This window comes from Nocardia sp. NPDC052254 (genome assembly GCF_040679495.1).
Classification (GTDB): domain Bacteria; phylum Actinomycetota; class Actinomycetes; order Mycobacteriales; family Mycobacteriaceae; genus Nocardia.
In genome coordinates, this window is sequence record NZ_JBFAUW010000020.1 from 46,807 (window position 1) to 65,315 (window position 18,509).

Here is an 18,509-nt window from a genome sequence, read left to right on the forward strand (position 1 = left end):
ACACTGTCCTTTCCGGATCAGTTCTGTTTCGCCGGTGGTACCGAAGCGGCGGTCGACGGTGCGGTGGTGGGGGTACCGGACGCGCCGGTGGAGGGGGTGTCCTGAGCCTGCCCGCCGGAAACTACGGCGAGCGGATTACGCAGTGCCGGAACGGCATCGATCGACTGAACCTGCCATTGACCGGACGTGTTGACCATCGTCAGCGGGTAGGCGAGTGTCGGGGTGACACCGTTGCCGGCCTTCGGGTTGATGGTCGCGAGCACCTTCGCCGACGTTCCGCCCGAACCACATCCGGCGTCCTCCGAGGACACCGAGGTCGTCTCCACGGCGGAGAACGGCGCCGGTTGCAGTGCGGTGATGCCGGAATTCGGGGTGGTGTAGCGGGCCACGTCGCCGGACCCGGTCAGATAGGCCCCCATGAATCCGGCGGCGACCTGGGACAGCGGAGTATCGGTGCCGCAGGACATCGCGTAGTTCTGCACCAGATCGATCCCCCGGCCGGGTGGTCCCACGGCCTGCGGTAAGGACAACGCGCGGCGGCGGCCGTCGGGAGTAACCGAGACAGGGACGCGATAGTACTCGCGAAGTCCGCCCGCGGCACCGGTTTTCGCGATGTGCACCGAGACGGTGACCGCCCAGACATCGACACTGTTGTTACCGATGGTGCGCGAGGCGAACACGACGACCGGATCCGAGACCTGACGCGCGGTCGAGGGCAGATTGATCTGCTGTTCGCCACCGACGTACTCGGCGAGCTTTTCCTGCTGGCCGGAGGTCGCCGACAGATATGTCACGACGAACTCCTCCGCGAAAGATTCGGCCAGCTGGGCATTTCCGACGATCGTCGTGGTCGTCGCGTCGGAGGGACCGGGCGGCGGCTTGTCGAACCAGCTCAACACCGCATGCCCGCCACCGAGCACCGCGAGCACGGCCAGCACGGCGAACATCGCGTTGTCACGACGGCGGCGGGCGGCCATTCGGCGAAGCAACTCCTCGCCCGAATCGTCGCGCCTGCCAGCCGATGTCCGCACTCTCGAAATGGTAGAGAGCCACACCGGACGGTATCGTTGCTGTATTCCCGCACATGGGAACTGCGCGGGTCAGTACACCGGACTCCGATTCATCCGGCAGGCCAGCCGATGCCGGAGTTGATCGTCGTAGCCGATCGGGGCGCGCCGCTGCCGCACATCGAAGCTGTCGCGGTGGGGTTCGACCATCGGAACGTCATCGGCGACCCGCACCAGCTGCGCGATCGCCAACTGCCGCGCCGAATAACCCGGATACGGATACAACAGCATCAAAGTGGGGGTGTAGTCGCCGCTGTAATTCAGGGCGCGCACGGTCACGCCCGCGGTGTCGCCCGCCGCCATCCGTCCGCCGATATCGATCAGGCGGGCGCGATCGTCGGGATGAAAGACATCCACCGGCTGGAACAGATAATCCCATCGGATCCACGGGGCCGGATCGGTGAGCCAATGCGAGATACTGGTGCGCTCGAGTTCGATCACCGCCAGATGGGTCCCGGCGCGCCGATGCGCCTCCCGCAGCCCGACCCGCTCGAGTGTCGACCAGGTCGCCGGCTGATCCTCCGAGGACACGTCCTCGATCAGCCACCAGGCACCCCGGGTGCGCCCGTCGTCGCGAGCGCGAATGGTGACCCGCCACCGGCCGGGCCGACCCGAATTGTGCGGCACCGCAACGTCGAACTGCATCTTGGCGCCGGCGACCGGCTCGTAGAGCAGATCGAGTACCTCGGAATGGCGATCGAACGCCTTCATCCGGTGGAACACCTCCGCGATCGACATCCGGGGTGCGTATTCCTCGGCGGGAACACCGGACAATCGCGTGATTCCGCTGGGCTGCTGCAGCGTCTGGGTGTCGAGATCCCAGATCGCACCCACCGCGGCACGGGGTTCGGCGACCGCGGCGGCGGCCGGGCCGATCCACATCCGCACCGCGTGGACATCGCCGGCCGGACCGAAGACCGGACGCAGCTTCAGCTCGTGCAGTCCAGCTCTGGTAGGAATGCGCAGATCGACCTCCTCAGCCCGATCCCGCGCCGAGGACAGGGCGTCGGCCAATCTCGCCGTGGTGAGACTGTCGTACACCGCGGGCATCTTGGCCAGCGCTCGCTGCACCACCCGCTGCCAGCTCGCGAACTCCCGCGGCGTCTCCCCCACTGACGCCACCGTCATCACATCCGGCATCAACGTTTCAATGGTCATCCATGGGATTACTGCGTCGCTCCGCATCGCGCTCGCCCGTACCAACCGTTCCTTCGGGAACCCGGCTCAATTGAGCCGGTAGTTACCCGTTTAATGTACCGTTGGATAGCGGTTCAATCAACCGGGTTCGGCGTCTGCGCTGGTAGAAACAATTCTCCGGCCGTGGAGAACAGACCGATCGGAGTGTTTGAACCTACGACGCGGCCATCAGCGCGAGCACGCCGGCGCCGGCCAGGGTGCCGACGTCGTCGATCTCCGAGGGAATCACCCGCAGACCGGTGAGAAAACCGATCCGGGCATGCGTCGCCACCGCCGCGTTGAGCGATTTCCACAGCGCCGGACCGGCTTTCGACACGGTGCCACCCAGTACCACCAGGTCGAAGTCCAGCAGCGGCGCGACCGAGGCGATCGCCCGGCCGAGCGCGGTTCCGGCCCGCTGCAGCGCGGCGGTCGCCACCGAGTCCCCGGCGGCCGCGGCCGAGATCAGCGCATCGACCGTATCGCCGCCGAAGCCCTCCGCTCGCGCCCAGCGCACCAGCGCCCGGCCGCTCGCCACCGCTTCGACACAGCCACGACCACCACAGTCACAGGCGTCGTCGAATCCCGGAACCAGGATGTGGCCGAAGTTCCCCGCGTTGCCGGTGCGCCCGACCACCACGAAACCACCGACCATGACGCCGGCGGAGATGCGGTCGGAGACCACGACCGTCACCGAATCCATGACCTCGGCGGTCGCCCCGAAGTTGTGCTCGGCCAGGCCGTTACACACACCGTCGAGCCCGACCTGCACCTTCGCGGTCGGGAACAGCTTGCTCACCGCGTCGGTCAGCGCGAAGCCCGTTTGCCACTCCCGGATGCCCGCGGGTGCGACCACTCCGGCCGCCATGTCGATCGGCCCCGGCGAGGCGATACCGACCGCCTCGACCTCTTGCCCCTCGGCGACTTCCACCAGCAGATCGCGGAATATCTCCCAGGCACCGGCCGCCGGAATCGGCACCCGGCGGATGTCGTCCTCGTCGACGTCGTCGGCCACCCGGCACGCCGCGAAGCCATCGGCACCGATCTGCACAGCCAGAATTGTCATTCAGTCACCCACCGCCACAATAGTTTTCATCCTCGGCGGTGAGGTTCTCACGCGCCGATCCCGCTCGGCCGGAGCCGATGCCCGAGCACGATACGCCGCCGCGGGGTCGGCGGCGTGGGTTCGGTACAGACCGCCGGACGGGCACCCGTCCGGATGATACGGAGCGGGCGCTTGTGATCGATGGGGGTGGTGCGGTGACGGTCGAGGTTCTCCACGACCTTGCCCGCGCTGTCATAGGCGACACCGGCCCAGATCATGGCGCGGGGGTTGTCACCGCGCGCGATGAGAGTCTGTGCGAGCTGGGAACATTCGCTCAGCAACGGGCAGCCGGCGCAGATTCGCACTGCGGCACGCCAGGATTCGGGGTTGCCCACATCGAGATCCCAGTCGTCGGGGCCGTCCGCACACGGCGGGCGATGGGTGCCACGACCGGGCGCGGGTACCGCGGGAAGGGGTGAAAATGCTGCCGGCGCAGTCGATCCGAGAGGTAGCCGACGCGAGTGAATTGTGCTCATTTCCGTCTCCGGGGATGCCGAGGACACACGTATGCCATCGCGGGTGCTGACTCGCAAACGTGAGCCCATGGTCGGGCGGGCATCGGGGCTGCTCAACAGTCCCCGGCAACCAGCAGCGAACTGCTGTACTCGGCACGTTAACCCACGATTCCGATCGCAGCAAGCGCTTCTGCCGCTATTTAACGGCACATTGACCGAGTCGTTGCACCGATGTATCGTCGGTTAACGGGACGTTTTTGTACGGTCCGTTTTCCTATGGGGTAACTTGTGATTTCCTAAGAGGTATGGCTGTGCACTCGGAGTACACGATCGACGAGCTGGCGCGGGCAGCGGACACCACCGTGCGCAGTGTCCGCGTGTACCACGAACGGGGATTGCTGCCGTCACCCGAGGTGCGGGGGCGGATCGGCTATTACGGAACCGACCATCTGGAGCGGTTGCACACGATCAGCCGACTGCTCAGTCGCGGCATGAAGCTCAACGGCATCCGAGAGCTGCTCGAGGCCTGGGACCGCGGCGACGGCCTCGCCGACGTCCTCGGCGTGAGCGACGCTCCCGCCGATCGCGAACCTGTTGCGGCACAGGAGAAACCGAGCAGCGACGATCCACTCGCCGATCTGCCGGACTACGTCAGGCAGGCACTGGCGGGCAGTACCGACCCGCTGGACGCCTATCGGGTCACCAACCCGCGCTGTGGCGACCTGGCGGCCCGCCTGATGGACAGCGGTGTTCCCGACACCTCGGCATTCCAGGTCGTGGAGCGCTTGCGCGCGGACTGCGACGCGATCGCCGATCGCTATGCCACCGAGGTGTTCTACTGCCTCGCGGGTCAGGGCTACGAGCGCTCCCCGCGCGAGTCCAGGGACCGCGCCCGGCTGGAGACCGAACTGGCCATCGCCCGCTTGATTCTCACCCGGGCCGCCTCCGAACTGATCGACCAGGCCTTCGCGCGCCACGCCGAACTGCCCGCGCCCAAGGAAGCCGGCCACTGACCCCACGGCCGATCCGGCGCGACACGGCTCCGACCCCATGGTATGAAATGTAAGCATTTCATATGATGGAGGTACCGGATCGTGGCGCAGGCCCAACCCGCGACGGTCGATTCGGCCGAGGCCGCATTGGCACGGCTCACCGCCCACGATCGCAGTGTGCTGACCGAGCTGGTGTGCAAGGTCGACAAGCATCGCGCGATATGGCGGGCCAAGGACCCACTGGCCGACGAGGTGATCCGCTTCCTGGTCGACCGTCGCCTGCTGCTGTCCCATTTCAATTGGGGCGCTTGGGAAGAGGGACGTCAGGCCGTCGAGCGCCGGGACCGGGCGGCGCTGGCGAGCAGCCCGGCTCAGCAGTGCCTGCAGTATCTGACCCTGTTGATCCGCGCCGAACGATTCAGCGAAGGCATGCTGATCTCGGCCTTCGAGACCGGGCTGATGCAGGCGCTCCTACACCGCCTGCATCAGCACACCTTCCCGCATTCGGGCGGCTGAGCCGCTATCCCTCCTGGAGTGCGCGCACCCGTGCCAGGACATCGGGATAACGCTTGAGATGCGCGCCTCCGTTGAGATCGATCGCCGCACCGGTCATCCAGGACGCCCGGTCGGAGGCCAGGAATGCCGCCGCCTCGGCGATCTCCTCCGGGCGGCCGCTACGCCCCAGTGGCGTGTTCTCGAGATATTCCTCGGTGAGGCCCGGTACGAATGCGATCCCCGCGACCAGCGGTGTGTCGACCAGGCCGGGACTGATGGCGTTGACCCGGATCGCGCGCTCGGCCAGTTCCAGTGCGGCGACCTCCACCAACATCAGCACCCCGGCCTTGGCCGCGCAGTAGCCGGCCATCCCGGTCCCGGGCTGACGGCCGTTGAGCGAGGCGATACAGGTGATGGATCCGCCGTCGTCCAGGTGCCGACCGGCATACTTGACCACCAGGAACGACCCGGTCAGGCAGACGTCGACGGTGGTGCGCCAGTGTGCCAGTTCGAGTTCGGTGATCGGCCCGGGCATGGACAGCCCCGCACAGCTGACCACCGCGGTCAACGGTCCCGCCGCCGCGAATCCGGCCGCCACCGAATCCTCGTCGGTGACATCGAGTTCCACTGCCGTCGCGGGCTCGCCGAGCTCTTCGGCGACCGTGCGCGCCGCCTCGAGATTCACATCGGCGACCACCACGCGGAAACCGTCGCGCGCCAGCGCATGTGTGGTGGCGCGGCCGATGCCGGACGCACCACCGATCACCATCGCGCCCCGCGCGGTCATCGTGCCGCCTCCGCGGTCGATTCGTGCTCGACACCGAGATGCCGCACCAGGAAATGCAGCTGATGGTTCACGGCCGCCTCGAACCACGGGCTCCCGGCGAACAGATCGAAATGATCGCAGGGATAGTGGCGGACTTCGGCGCGTGCGGCGAAGCCGGCCTTGGCCGCGGCGTGCGCCGGTGCGGCCCGGTCGAAATCGGCGATCTGCAGCAGTACCGGCGCGGCGATCCGCGCGGCGATCCGGTCGGCCCGGTAGCCGCCGAGCTCCAGACCGATCGCCGAGTCGACCTCATTGCGCCAGGTGGGTCCGGCCATCGAGGTGTAGGACTCGTAATAGCCTTCGGCGGTCAGCGCGGCATGGTCGCCCGGCCTGCCCACCAGCGGCATCATCACCCGTTCGCCGCCGAAGCGACCCGCCAGCGCGCTGCGCACACTCGATACCGTGGATTTCGCGATGGCCGCGGCACCGACCTGTTCGAAAGCCTTCCGGCCCGCGGCCAATCCGTTCACCAGCGGTACGACCCCGATCACCGCGCAGATGTCGGGACGATCGGCCGCGACGGTCAGCGCGTGACCGCCGGACAGCGAAATACCCCACGCCACCAACCGATTCGGATCCACACCCGGTATCCGGGCGGCCGCCGACAGCGCGGCGCGATAGTCCTGCGCCTGCTCGGTCATCGACACACGCTGGCGCGGTTCTCCGGCCGAGGCGCCGAACCCCCGGTAGTCGAAGGCGAACACGGCGAGCCCGGCCGCGCTCAGTCGCTGCGCGAACGGTTCGAGGCCGGAATCCTTGGTGCCGCCGAATCCGTGCGCCATCACCACCACGGGACGGCCGTCCGGGCCGTCGAACGGCCCCGGCTCACCCTCGAAGAACCATGCGTCGCAATCGGTTCCGGAAGAGGAAAAGCTGATCTGGCGATATGTCACTGTCCCACTCCCACCGGCGAGTCCGACTCCGCCACCCGCGCCCACGGCGGTGGCCCGTAGATTCCGGCGCGCCGTGCGCCGGCGGGTATCTCGCGCGCCCGCATGTCGTGTTCGTAGAGGAAGTAGTCGACCTGCTGGGTGTGCCGGGCGCTGGGCACCATGTGCCCGGTGTAGTGCTGCTGCTCGGCGACGATCACATGCTCCATCTCCGCCACCGACGGCAGCCGGTACCGGCCCACCGCATAGGCGCCGATCAACCGGGCCTGGCATTCGACGAAGGGGAACAGTGTCGGGGTGGACTGCGCGAAGCCCGCGAACACCAGATCCTCGATGCCCGGCAGGAACATCCGCTTGTACAGATCGATCTTGTTGTCCGGTGCGCTGATGAACTCCGGATCGAAGAACGGGAAGGTGATGTTGTAGCCCGTGGCGTAGATGATCACATCGAAATCGTCGGCGGTTCCGTCCGCGAAATGCACGGTGGCACCGTCGAATCGATCGATGTTCGGCTTCGGGATCACATCGCCCGATCCCAGCCGCAGCGGCAGCTCCACCGATTGCGTGGGGTGCGCCTCGAAGAATTTGTGATTGGGTGCGGGCAGGCCGTAGTTCTCCGGGCGCCCGGCGGTCAGCGGCTGGCCCCACTGCGCGATCTTGCGCTGCCAGGAGAACGGGATGTACGGGCTGGTGCGGTAGTACTTGTCGGCCGGCCGGCCGGCGATGTACTTGGGCACGATCCACGCGCCGGAGCGGGTGGACAGCGTCAGCGTGTTGCCCAGCGCCTTCGACGACAACTCCACGGCGATATCGGCCGCGCTGTTCCCCAGCCCGACCACCAGGATGCGCTGATCGGTGAAGTCCATCGGGGTGCGCGGATCGATGTAGTGGTGGGCGTGCATCGTTCGCCCGGTGAACTCGCCCGGGAACTCCGGATAGCGGGGGTCCCAGTGATGGCCGTTGGCGACGACCAGGAAGTCGAAGTGGCGCACCTCGTCTCGCTGGGTGCGCAGCTCCCAGCCGCCACCGGGCAGCCGGCGCGCGTGCTCGACGCCGTTGCCGAACTCGATCGACCGATACAGATCGAAGGCCGCGCAGTAATCGTCGAGGTACTGCTTGATCTGGGTGTGATGCGGGAAGTCGGGAAACTCCTCGGGCATCGGGAAGTCGCGGAACGACAGCTGATGTTTCGAGGTGTCGATGTGCAGCGAGCGGTAGGCGCTGCTGTGCCCGTTCGGATTGCCGAAGGCCCAGTTTCCTCCGACGCGATCCGACGATTCGAAGCACGTATACGGAATCCCGTAGTCGGCGAGCATCTTGCCCGCGGTCAACCCGCTGATTCCGGCGCCGATCACCGCGGTACGCGGTTGATACATCACCACTCCTTTCACACCGATCAGTGAGTAGACAGATTTTGAATTATGTCTACGAGTAGACACATTCTCAGATCTGTCCACAGATTGCTAGGGTTTTGGGTGAACCGGGCGAACGCGGCCCGATCGGGCGCGCGACGGAAGGTGCGGCGGATGACCGAGGCGACGACCACGACGGTGGTCGATCGATTACTGGAGGCCACCCAGAAGTTACTGGCGGGCAAGGGAATTCGCGCCACCACCATGATGGAGGTGGCCGAGGAGGCCGGGGTCTCGCGGGCCTGGCTGTACCGGCACTTCGCGGACAAACAGGCCCTGATCGGTACGGCGATCGTGCGACTGACCGACGCCTGGTGGAACGACGCGCGCGCCGAACTCGACGCCATCGACAGCTTCGCCGACCAGCTCACCGTCGGCGTGCGGATCGGCCGCGGCGCCTACGACGATCCGGGCGCGCTACTCATGCGGCTACGCACCTCCGAGCCGGAGGAATTCGCCGCCTGCGCGGGCGCCGGCGTCGCCGCGCTGGTCCCCGCCCTCGCCGCCTTCTGGCGCCCGTACATCGACCGCGCCGCCGACCGTGGCGAAATCCATCCCGCCCACGACCGCGCCGAGGCGTCGGAATGGGTGGCCCGAATCCTGATCAGCCTCGGCACCATCTCCGGCGACACGATCGACCCGGACGACGGCGTGGCGGTCGGCCGTCAACTGCGCACCTACCTGCTACCGGCCCTGTACAGCGCGCCTGCCGCCGACCGTGACACGGAGCGTTCCGCCCGATAGCCGGGGCGCGCCGAGCTCGCCCGACCTCGCGCCTGCCGGCCCACCCGTCAGGCGACTCCCACCAACTGGCCGCTCCGCGCCACTCGCATACCCGGCCCACCTCCCTGCCGACCCGGCCATTCCCGCCGCCTGAGATCTCGGCACGGCCCGGCCACTTCGTCGCGCGCGGCGACTCCGCGCCATTCGGTCACTTCGGCACGGCGCCGCACGCGCCGCCGATCCTTCGATCCGCCTGAGCTCACCGCACGCTCCCCGATGCGGGCAACCCTCGCCGAGGTTCGACCGAACATGCCCTGAACAGGTCGAACAACAATCCGGCAGCACGTGTCGCGGGACCGGCGGCACGAATCCGGCGGCCCGTCATCGACCCGAATGGAGAATGGAAATCATTTCCGTTAAGGTTCGTTTGCGCTGCCGAGGGCCGCAGCGAGAACAGCACAGATGAGGGATTGCATGAACAAGATGACCCGGATGGGCGTCACCGCGGTGGCGATGGCGGGCGCGTTGAGCGTCGGTGCCGCAAGCGCGTCGGCCGCGCCCACGACGACGCCGGACCATGTACTGAGCACGGAGATCATGCCGGGCGTGCTCTACACCAGCTCGACCGCGGATCAGTCCGTGGTCATCGAGACCGGCGCTGCCACGCTCGTCACCGCGGGCGGACAGTTCCAGGTACGCGACGCATCCGGCGCCACGGTGGCCGGCGTCTCCGAATTCGCGGCCGAGCCGCAGGCATTGGCTGCCGCCCACGCCGCCCCCGAGGTGCGGGCGGCGGCACGCGCGGCCACACCGGCACTACGTCTCGGCGATATCGACGGCGATCCGCAGACCGAGCGATTCGATACGGCGGTCCAGGCCGCTGTCAACGAGTTCGGCCTGGCCACCGCGGTGGGAACCATGACCGGCGGCTTGATCGGCGTGGCCGTCGGTTGCGGCGTCGGCGCCATCGCCGGCGGGGTGGTCGGCGCACCCGTCCTCGACGCCGCGGGGCTCACCCTCATCGCGGGTTGCCTGGCCGGTGCGGGTGTCCTGGGCGGTCTGGGCGCCATCCTCGGCGCCGCCCTGCTCGGCGTACCCGTCGGCATCGCGTCCGCGATCAAGTTCCAGAACACCATGAACCAGCCGTACGAGCAGCACACTCACGACGACGACAGTCACTGAGAACGGCTCTCCGGGCGCGTGGGCGGATGATCCCGCTCACGCGCCCGTTGCCGTATCACTCAGAAGTACACCAGGATCCGGCCCTCATTGCCGGCGTCCACCTCGACCCGGCGGAAGAGTTTGCTCAGATGCGGCTGCTCGAGCCGTGCCAGCACGCGCCGCCGCAAAGTGCCCGAACCCTTGCCCGGGATGATCTCCAGCAGGTCGGCCTTACCGCCCGCCGCACGGAACAATGCCGCACGGATCGCTTTGTCGATATCACGATCATTGCGAAACACCGGATGCAGATCCACCGTTACGGTCTTCATCGCTTGCTCTCCAAGGGTACGGATGGGTCGGTGCGGGACCGCGCCACATGCCGAAGATACCCAACCGACCGGATCGACGTCGCACCGATTGCCGGCCACTTTGTCACACAACATGTTTCACCGTGCGGCACAGCAGGTGTCAGGGCCGGAAACACCTGCTGTGGCGCGCGCCGGGACCACCCGGGTCCCCATGCGTGGGAGTTCCACCGCGTCACCGGCGACGGTCCCTGCCATAGGTTCGGGCGACGGGGGTCGGGTGAGCAGTTCGGCGTTCGGTCACCCCGGTCGGGTGACCGGCCGAACGCTCGACATCACGGCAACAGAGGAAATGGGTTCAGATTGATCAACGTCACGAAGTCGATCGCCGTATGCGCGGCCGCCCTCGGGATCACAGCCGGAGCGGCGATCCTGTTTCCCGCCACCGCGTCGGCAGCGACCTATCACGGCCAGTGCGGTGACGGCTTCAACGTCATCGACAAGCACGATCTGAAGGGGGGTACGGTCTTTCTGACCTACAACGGCCGGACGAACTGCGTGGTCACCGTGCGGGACCATCCGGGCGAGCCGATCTCGATGGGCGCCGCGGTACGGCAGTCGAAGGACCACTCCGCGGTGGTCATCAACGACGACCGCAAGTTCGGCGAATTCGCCTACGCGAAGGTCGAGGCGGAGGGTAAGTGCATCGACTGGGGCGGACGCATCCAGGACGATCTGTGGCAGGACTTCAACGTGCACTGCGGCCGGTAATCGTTCGATCGCATCGAGAACGACTGTGGCCGAGCCCCGGACACCGATACCGTCCGGGCCTCGGCCACCGCGTGCCGCTCGCCGTCCTCAGCCGATGGGCTGGGTGAGGTCGTAGACGGTGGTTCCGCCCACTGTTATTGCGGTGTAGTGGGATTGGACCCACGAGGTGATCTCGCTCGCACTGCCCGATCCGCCACCGGGACCACCGCCGCCACCCGGGCCACCGCCGGTGAAGAAGTAGTGGATCTCACCGTTGTTCACATGGTCCTGGAACTGTGCGAGGGTCGGCGAGTTGTCGCTTCCGGTGAAGCCGCCGATCGCCATGATCGATGTGCCCGTGGACAATTCGAGGCTGCCCGCGGACTGGGAGCCGACCGTGGCGGCGGCCCAGCGGTTGTTCGCACTCTTCACCAGTTCCTGCAGGGCGGTGTTGTCGGACATACCGCCGCCCGGTCCCGCATTGCGCGTGCCGGACCGCGAGGCGCTGTCCGTGCCGGGTGCCGAGCCCGCACCGTCGGCGGATTCCGGGCCCGCACCGGCGGGCGGTGTCGCTCCCCCGGCGTTCGATGTTCCCGCATCCGTTGTGCCACCGGCATTTCCACCCGGAGGCGTACCGCCGCCGTTCCCGCCGGGACCGCCCATTCCGTTACCGCTGTTCGGTCCGGAGGTGGGAATGGAACCCGAATGCGGCATCGACGCGGTCTCCAGGGCGTACGCGGCGGTGCCCGCGAAGCCGAACAGCAGTCCCGCGGCGGCGACGATCACCGTGAACCTGCCCAGCGCGTGCGCACCGGCGATGAGCACGGCGGCGATCACGATCGAGCCGATCAGCACCACCCACCGCAGCCAGGGGTACCAGTCCGGGGTGCGATCCAGCAGGACGAAGTTCCAGATACCGGTCAGGGCAAGCATCGCGCCCAGTGCGACGCGCGCCGAACGGAACTGCCGGCCGCGCCACAATTCGACCACCACGATACCCACGAGCGCGGCGATGGCGGGCGCCAGGGCCACCGTGTAGTACGGGTGAATCGTGCCCTGCATGAAGCTGAACACCACACCGGTGACGAGAAGCCAACCACCCCAGAGGATCAGACTCGCGCGGGTACGTCCGGTGCGCGGAGTGCGGCGGGTGAACCACAGTCCCGCCACCAGGCCGATCAGCGCCGCCGGCAGCAACCAGGAGATCTCGGTGCCCATCGAATCGCCGAACAGCCGGGTGATGCCGGTGCTACCACCGAACGCGGTGTTACCGCCCCCGCCGGGGCCCCCACCGCCGCCGCCGTTACCCTCGCCGCCCATGACCCGGCCGAGGCCGTTGTAGCCCAGCGCCAGGTCGAGCAGGCTGTTGTTGGTGGAACCGCCGATGTACGGACGGGAATCGGCGGGCCACAGGCTCACCAGTGCCACGAACCAGCCGCCCGAGATCACCAGCGCGACAAGGGCTCCCAGCAACTTCAGGATCCGGCGGCCCAGGCCGATCGGCGCGGCCACCAGGAACACCAGTCCGAAGGCCGGCAACACCAGGAAGGCCTGCAGCATCTTGGTCAGGAATCCGAATCCGACCGCGACACCCGCCAGCGCGAGCCAGCGGCCACTGCCCTTCTCGGTCGCCCGCACCGTGCAGTACGCGCCGGCCACGAGCAGCAGCACCAGCAGCGCATCCGGATTGTCGAACCGGAACATCAGCGCCGCAACGGGAGTGAGTGCCAGGGCCGCACCGGCGATCAGGCCGGCCGCGGGTCCCGCCCACCGACGCACCGCGCCGTGGAGCAGCCCCACCGAGGCCACTCCCATCAACGCCTGCGGCAGCAGCAGTGCGAACGAGCTGAATCCGAGCAGCCGTCCCGACAGGCCCATCACCCACAACGAGGCCGGGGGCTTGTCGACGGTGATGGCATTACCCGAGTCCAGCGACCCGAACAGCAACGCCTTCCAGCTCTGCGTACCGGCCTGCACAGCGGCGGCGTAGAAGTCATTGGCCCACCCGGAGGCAGACAGCCCCCACAGATACAACACGGCCGTCGCGATGAGCAGCACGAACAGTCCTGGTCGCGCCCACCGCGGCTGATCCGCCGCGCCCGAAAGCCACGTACTCCATCGGGCCGGCCGCGGCGGCGACCCGGTGGGCTCGCTGCGTTCGGCCCGCCGTCGCGGCGCCTCTGTGATCGTCATCGAATTCCTCTCGTCCGCCTCGCTCCCCCGGCTGTCGCCGAGGCCGTCGAAACGATGATCACGCGCCGAAGTGGGCTGAATCTTTGCCGAAGCTATGCGCCGACTGTGAGCGGGCGCTTCGCCGCCATGAACGTATGTCGCGCCCGAACGTGACGCGGCAAGACCTTCCCGAGCTCATGACATGGGAAGATCTCGCGCCCCGGTCACAAGCCCAGCCTTATCCGCTCAACCTGGACCCCGTGCCCGACGACGTCGTCCGCCACGTGCGAGCCGGTGGACCAGCCGAAATTGGATACGTGGACCGAACGCGTCCTGACGGCGACCACGCTCGAGCAATTTTCCGCCTGAAACGGAACGTGTGACCAGCAGACTCCGAGGGCGAAGGAGTCGTAGCGATCGGCTCTTGGCAGCCGACGACCAGGGATGACTGCATCCCCGTGGCGGGATGCAGCCACCGTGCCGGGATCACGAGGTGAGGTCGTAGACCGTCACTCCGTCGATGGTCCGGGCCGTGAACGTGGCCTCGACCCATTCCGCGATATCGGTCGCTTCCCGGCTGCCGCCGCTGTCGGAGCCACGCATACCGCTCATTCCGGCGCCACCGATGAAGTAGTGGATCTTGTGCTGCGCCACGTACTGCTTGAACTGCGCGAGGGTCGGTGCCGGGTCGGTGCCGTTGAAACCGCCGACCGCCATCACCGGATTCTCCGTGGCGAGCTGGTAGGCGGCGGCACTGTTGGAACCGACCGCGGCTGCCACCCAGGTGTATTCGGAGGCGTTGTCGTTCAGGGCCGCAACCATGGTCGAGCCGACCGAGACACCACCGAGAAGTCCGCCCATCGGTCCGCCCGTGTGGGTGGACCCGGTACCGGACGGCGCATTCGTGGTCGACTGTCCGGGGCCGGTGCCCGACTGCCCGCCCGCGGCACCGGGTTGCGTTGCGGGGGTTCCGGTCACGGTATTCGATTGCGCCCCAGCAGTTCCGGACGCCGAGTTGCCCGGTCCACCGCCCGGCGGCATCCCGCCGGGGAAGTGTCCGCTCGACGGACCGGCCGACGGTATCGCGCCGGTGTGCGGGGTCGACGCGGTGGCCAGGGCGTACCCGGTGGGACCGGCCAGCCCCGCCGCGAGTGCGAGTGCCACCACACCGGCGGCCATCGCCCGCGGCAACCGGGACACGACCAGCAGCAACGCGGCGGCTCCGATGCCCACGACAGCCACCACCGGCCGCAACCACGGCATCCAGTCACTGGTGCGCGCGAGCAGCAGGCAGGCGGTCACGGTGGTCACCACCAGGGTCGCCGACAGTACGGCCGTCGCGCGAATGTCGTTGCGCCGCTGCCACAACTGCGCCGCCCCGATCGCCACACTGCCCGCGATGGCCGGTGCCAGCGCCACGGTGTAGTACGGGTGCAGGATGCCACCAGCGAAGCTGAAGATCACGCCGGTGAGGACCAGCCAGCCCAGCCACAGCAGCAGCGATGCGCGCACCGGATCGGTGCGGGGCGCACGCCGGGTGAGCCACAATCCGGCCGCCCCGAGGATGAGCGCCGCGGGGATCAGCCAGGCGATCTGGCCGCCCATCTCCGAACCGAACAGCCGGGCCCAGCCCACGTCGTAGTTCATATTGCCCAGGCCGCCGACCTCGTCACCGGTAAGCCGACCGAAACCGTTGTAGCCCAAGGCCAATTCGAGCACGCTGTTGCGCTGCGAACCACCGATGAAGGGCCGATCCGACGCCGGCCACAGTGCCACGACGGCCAGATACCAGCCCGCGGACACGACCACCGCCACCACGGCCAGTACCGAGCGGACCAGTCGGGTGCGCCACGGTGTTTGCGCGGCAAGGAGATACACCACCGCGAAAACCGGCAGTACGACGAACGCCTGCATCATCTTCGCCAGGAACCCGAAGCCGATCGCGACGCCCGCCAGTGGCAACCACCATGCGGCACTGTTCTTCTCGATCGCGCGTACGACACAGTAGGTGGCCACGGTGAGCAGCAGCACGAGCATGGCATCGGGATTGTCGAAGCGGAACATCAACGCCGCGGCCGGGGTCAGGGCCAGGATCGCACCCGCCAGGATCCCCGGCCAGTGCCCGGAGACCCGCCGCACGGCGGCATACAGCACCCCGACGGCGAGGACGCCCTGTACAGCCTGCGGTACGAGCAGGCTCCAGGAATTGAAGCCGAAGATCCGGGCCGAGAGGTCCATGACCCACAGCGCGCCGGGCGTCTTGTCCACGGTGATCGCATTGGCGGCGTCGCTGGATCCGAACAGCATCGCCTTCCAGCTCTGCGATCCGGCCTGCACGGCCGCGGCGTAGAACTCGTTGGCCCAGCCACTCGCGCCCAGATCCCACAGATACAGCAATGCCGTACCCACCAGCAGGGCCGCCAGTGACAGCAGCCGCCACCTGGGGTTCGGGACGCGCACCGGGTCCGGCGCGGTCGTCGCCGCGGCCGGGGGTGCATCCAGCACAGTCGTCGTCATATTTCGATCTTCATCGGTCGAGGTGGTTGTCACCTGGGTCCTCACTGTGGGCCGGCTGTGTGGGTCCGGCGCCGGATTCGCCCGGTAACCGGACGGTGAAAACGGTGTGCCCGGGCGCGCTGTCGAGGTCGATCTCACCGCCGTGCGATTTCACGACCGCGGCCACGATGGCCAGGCCGAGACCACTGCTGCCGGCTCGGCGCGATCGCGAGGAGTCACCCCGCGCGAAGCGTTCGAACACCTCGGGCTGCAGCTCGGCGGGAATGCCGGGTCCGTCGTCGGCCACGCGCCAGATCGCCGTGCCGGACCGATCACGATGCAGTGCGACGGTGACCGTGGTGCCCGGGCCGGTGTGCACGCGGGCATTGGCGAGCAGATTCGTCAGCACCTGGTGCAGGCGCGCCGCGTCACCGGTGATCACGACCGGTTCGTCGGGTAGATCCAGATTCCATCGATGATCCGATCCGGCGATGTGGGCATCGCTGACGGCATCGACGGTGAGCTGGGTCAGATCCACCGGCTCGTGTTCGAGACCGCGGCCGGAGTCGAGCCGGGCCAGCAGCAGCATGTCCTCGACCAGAGCCGTCATCCGACGCGATTCCGAATCGACCCGGCTCATGGCGTTGGCGACGTCACCGGGGACCTCGGCCCGTTTGCGCTGGGCCAGTTCGGCATAGCCGCGGATCGCGGCGAGCGGTGTGCGCAGTTCGTGACTGGCGTCGGCGAGGAATTGCCGCACCCGGGTCTCACTGGCGTGGCGGGCCGACAGCGCGCCGTCGATGTGATCGAGCATGCGGTTGACCGTCGAGCCCAGCTGGCCGACCTCCGTGCGCGGATCGGCATCGGCGGCCGGAACCCGGACCGGGAGCACGACCTCACCCTTGTCGAGTTGCAGATCGGCCACCCGGGCCGCCGTCGCCGCGACCCGGTCCAGCGGTGTGAGTGCGCGGCGGATCACCCAGATCCCGACGGTGATCGCGATGACCAGCACGATCGCGGCGACCACCACCAGGATCAGCAGCACGCGCATCAGAGTCGCGTGCACCGCCGTCAGCGGCATACCCGTCACCACCGTCGCGCCCGACCAGGTGGAATTGGCGACCACGCGATAGGACCCCTGGCCGTCGAGATCCACGGTGACCGGATCGCCGTCCGAGGACACCTCGGCCAATTGCCGCTGCGCCTGTGCCGACAGCGCGGTCTGGGTGCCGTCGGCATCGATCTTGGCGGCCGTGGTCGTGTCATCGTCGATCATGGCGCCGACGGTGTCGGCCTGGATTCCGCGCCGGTCCAGGAAATCGGGACCGGGACCGCGATCGCCCGCCGGCGGCGGCGGAAGGTGATGCGCGGCGTCGGCACCGGGCGGCGGTCCCAGACTCGGCCCGCCCCCGGCCTCGCCGAGCGAACGCTTCTGCACATCGACCAGTTCGGTGTCGAGCTGATGGACCAGGAACTGCTGCAGCGCGAATTCGGTGGCCACACCGATACCGACGACCACGACGACCAGCAGCAGGACCTGGCCCACGAGCAACCGCGCCCGCAGCGACCAGCCGCGCGGCGACCACGATCGCCGCGGCCGGTCAGCCGGCGGGTTTGAGGACATATCCGGCACCGCGCAGGGTGTGGATCATCGGTTCGCGCCCGTTGTCGATCTTCTTGCGCAGGTAGGAGACATAGAGTTCGACGATATTGGAGCGACCGCCGAAGTCGTAGCTCCAGACCCGATCGAGGATCTGTGCCTTGCTGAGCACCCGGCGCGGATTGCGCATGAAGTAGCGCAGCAGTTCGAATTCGGTGGAGGTGAGGGTGATCGGCTCACCGGCCCGCGTCACCTCGTGGCTGTCCTCGTCGAGCATGAGATCGCCGACCACGATCTGCGCGTCGTTGTCGACGGCGGTGATGCCGGTGCGGCGCAGCAGCGCGCGCAGTCGCAGCACGACCTCCTCGATGCTGAACGGCTTGGTCACATAGTCGTCGCCGCCGGCGGTCAGACCCGCGATGCGGTCCTCCACCGAATCCTTGGCGGTGAGCAGCAGGACCGGCAGGTACGGCAGGTCGCGGCGCAGTTTCGCGAGCACCTCGAGGCCGGTCATATCGGGCAGCATGACGTCCAGGACGACCACGTCCGGGCGAGATTCACGCGCCGCGGTCACCGCGGTGCGGCCGTCGCCGGCGGTCACCACATGCCAGCCCTCGTAGCGCAGTGCCATCGACACCATCTCGGCCAGGACCGGCTCGTCGTCGACGACGAGAACGGTGACGGGACTACCGTCCGCGTGCTGCATCACAACACGTTCTGCAGGGGTGTTCGCCATGGTCATGACTCCAATGATGAGTCGCTGGGCTATGCGTCCGCTGTACCGTTCCTGGGGCTTCGCTGTGAACGATACGGTGCCGATTCGCCCGGCCGCCGCTGTTACCACTTCACCCACCACAGCGCCTACCGAAGCGATCCACAGCGCA

General features: G+C 67.8%; 17 protein-coding genes. 5 read left to right on the plus strand and 12 right to left on the minus strand.

Annotation, left to right across the window (positions count from 1 at the left end; genetic code table 11):
• Positions 1-17 precede the first annotated feature (17 nt).
• The 4 genes from AB0L57_RS30160 to AB0L57_RS30175 all read right to left on the minus strand — a co-directional run bounded on the left by AB0L57_RS30160 (position 18) and on the right by AB0L57_RS30175 (position 3,824).
• On the minus strand, positions 18-1,031 hold the full coding sequence (locus AB0L57_RS30160) for a conjugal transfer protein (RefSeq protein ID WP_364969371.1): 1,014 nt from the start codon (positions 1,029-1,031) through the stop codon (positions 18-20).
• A gap of 69 nt (positions 1,032-1,100) precedes the next feature.
• On the minus strand, positions 1,101-2,225 hold the full coding sequence (locus tag AB0L57_RS30165) for a GAF domain-containing protein (RefSeq protein WP_364969374.1): 1,125 nt from the start codon (positions 2,223-2,225) through the stop codon (positions 1,101-1,103).
• A gap of 193 nt (positions 2,226-2,418) precedes the next feature.
• On the minus strand, positions 2,419-3,309 hold the full coding sequence (locus AB0L57_RS30170; RefSeq protein ID WP_364969377.1) for an ROK family protein: 891 nt from the start codon (positions 3,307-3,309) through the stop codon (positions 2,419-2,421).
• A gap of 47 nt (positions 3,310-3,356) precedes the next feature.
• Positions 3,357-3,824 (minus strand): hypothetical protein, encoded by a 468-nt coding sequence (locus AB0L57_RS30175; protein WP_364969379.1) that lies wholly within the window; start codon positions 3,822-3,824, stop codon positions 3,357-3,359.
• A 284-nt stretch (positions 3,825-4,108) separates the two neighbouring features.
• Here AB0L57_RS30175 and AB0L57_RS30180 point away from each other — a divergent pair, with 284 nt between their 5' ends.
• Positions 4,109-4,816 carry a MerR family transcriptional regulator gene (locus tag AB0L57_RS30180; protein ID WP_364969381.1) on the plus strand — a complete coding sequence of 236 codons (708 nt, stop codon included), beginning with the start codon at positions 4,109-4,111 and terminating at the stop codon, positions 4,814-4,816.
• Positions 4,817-4,897: 81 nt separating this feature from the next.
• Positions 4,898-5,311, plus strand: a complete 414-nt coding sequence (locus tag AB0L57_RS30185) for a DUF6508 domain-containing protein (RefSeq protein ID WP_364969383.1) — start codon at positions 4,898-4,900, stop codon at positions 5,309-5,311.
• A gap of 4 nt (positions 5,312-5,315) precedes the next feature.
• Here the strand turns inward: AB0L57_RS30185 and AB0L57_RS30190 are convergent, their stop codons facing one another.
• The 3 genes from AB0L57_RS30190 to AB0L57_RS30200 are packed head-to-tail and all read right to left on the minus strand — an operon-like array spanning position 5,316 to position 8,382.
• Positions 5,316-6,077, minus strand: a complete 762-nt coding sequence (locus AB0L57_RS30190) for an SDR family NAD(P)-dependent oxidoreductase (RefSeq protein ID WP_364969386.1) — start codon at positions 6,075-6,077, stop codon at positions 5,316-5,318.
• A complete protein-coding gene (locus AB0L57_RS30195) occupies positions 6,074-7,009 on the minus strand; it encodes an alpha/beta fold hydrolase (protein WP_364969389.1) in 936 nt (311 codons plus the stop codon). The genes AB0L57_RS30190 and AB0L57_RS30195 overlap by 4 nt, the downstream gene beginning before the upstream one ends.
• Positions 7,006-8,382 (minus strand): NAD(P)-binding domain-containing protein, encoded by a 1,377-nt coding sequence (locus AB0L57_RS30200; RefSeq protein WP_364969392.1) that lies wholly within the window; start codon positions 8,380-8,382, stop codon positions 7,006-7,008. Before AB0L57_RS30200 ends, AB0L57_RS30195 begins: the two co-directional genes overlap by 4 nt.
• Before the next feature lie 150 nt (positions 8,383-8,532).
• On the opposite strand from AB0L57_RS30200, the gene AB0L57_RS30205 reads away from it, so the two are divergent.
• Both AB0L57_RS30205 and AB0L57_RS30210 read left to right on the plus strand, forming a co-directional pair.
• On the plus strand, positions 8,533-9,162 hold the full coding sequence (locus AB0L57_RS30205) for a helix-turn-helix domain-containing protein (protein ID WP_364969395.1): 630 nt from the start codon (positions 8,533-8,535) through the stop codon (positions 9,160-9,162).
• 453 nt (positions 9,163-9,615) lie between these two features.
• Positions 9,616-10,323: a hypothetical protein gene (locus tag AB0L57_RS30210; protein WP_364969398.1), complete on the plus strand. Its 708-nt coding sequence runs from the start codon at positions 9,616-9,618 to the stop codon at positions 10,321-10,323.
• 59 nt (positions 10,324-10,382) lie between these two features.
• On the opposite strand, the gene AB0L57_RS30215 is transcribed toward AB0L57_RS30210, so the two are convergent.
• Positions 10,383-10,631, minus strand: coding sequence for a Smr/MutS family protein (locus AB0L57_RS30215; protein WP_364969400.1), 249 nt, complete (start codon positions 10,629-10,631; stop codon positions 10,383-10,385).
• A 339-nt stretch (positions 10,632-10,970) separates the two neighbouring features.
• Here AB0L57_RS30215 and AB0L57_RS30220 point away from each other — a divergent pair, with 339 nt between their 5' ends.
• On the plus strand, positions 10,971-11,378 hold the full coding sequence (locus AB0L57_RS30220; protein ID WP_364969403.1) for a hypothetical protein: 408 nt from the start codon (positions 10,971-10,973) through the stop codon (positions 11,376-11,378).
• 87 nt (positions 11,379-11,465) lie between these two features.
• Here AB0L57_RS30220 and AB0L57_RS30225 read toward each other — a convergent pair whose 3' ends face one another.
• From AB0L57_RS30225 to AB0L57_RS30240, 4 genes are all read right to left on the minus strand, one after another.
• Positions 11,466-13,550, minus strand: coding sequence for a glycosyltransferase family 39 protein (locus AB0L57_RS30225; protein WP_364969406.1), 2,085 nt, complete (start codon positions 13,548-13,550; stop codon positions 11,466-11,468).
• A gap of 465 nt (positions 13,551-14,015) precedes the next feature.
• Positions 14,016-16,046 (minus strand): glycosyltransferase family 39 protein, encoded by a 2,031-nt coding sequence (locus AB0L57_RS30230; protein WP_364969408.1) that lies wholly within the window; start codon positions 16,044-16,046, stop codon positions 14,016-14,018.
• Between the two features lie 10 nt (positions 16,047-16,056).
• Positions 16,057-17,649, minus strand: a complete 1,593-nt coding sequence (locus tag AB0L57_RS30235; protein ID WP_364969410.1) for a HAMP domain-containing sensor histidine kinase — start codon at positions 17,647-17,649, stop codon at positions 16,057-16,059.
• Complete coding sequence (locus AB0L57_RS30240; protein WP_364969508.1) at positions 17,627-18,331, minus strand: response regulator transcription factor; 705 nt, start codon at positions 18,329-18,331, stop codon at positions 17,627-17,629. The genes AB0L57_RS30235 and AB0L57_RS30240 overlap by 23 nt, the downstream gene beginning before the upstream one ends.
• Between the last annotated feature and the right edge of the window lie 178 nt (positions 18,332-18,509).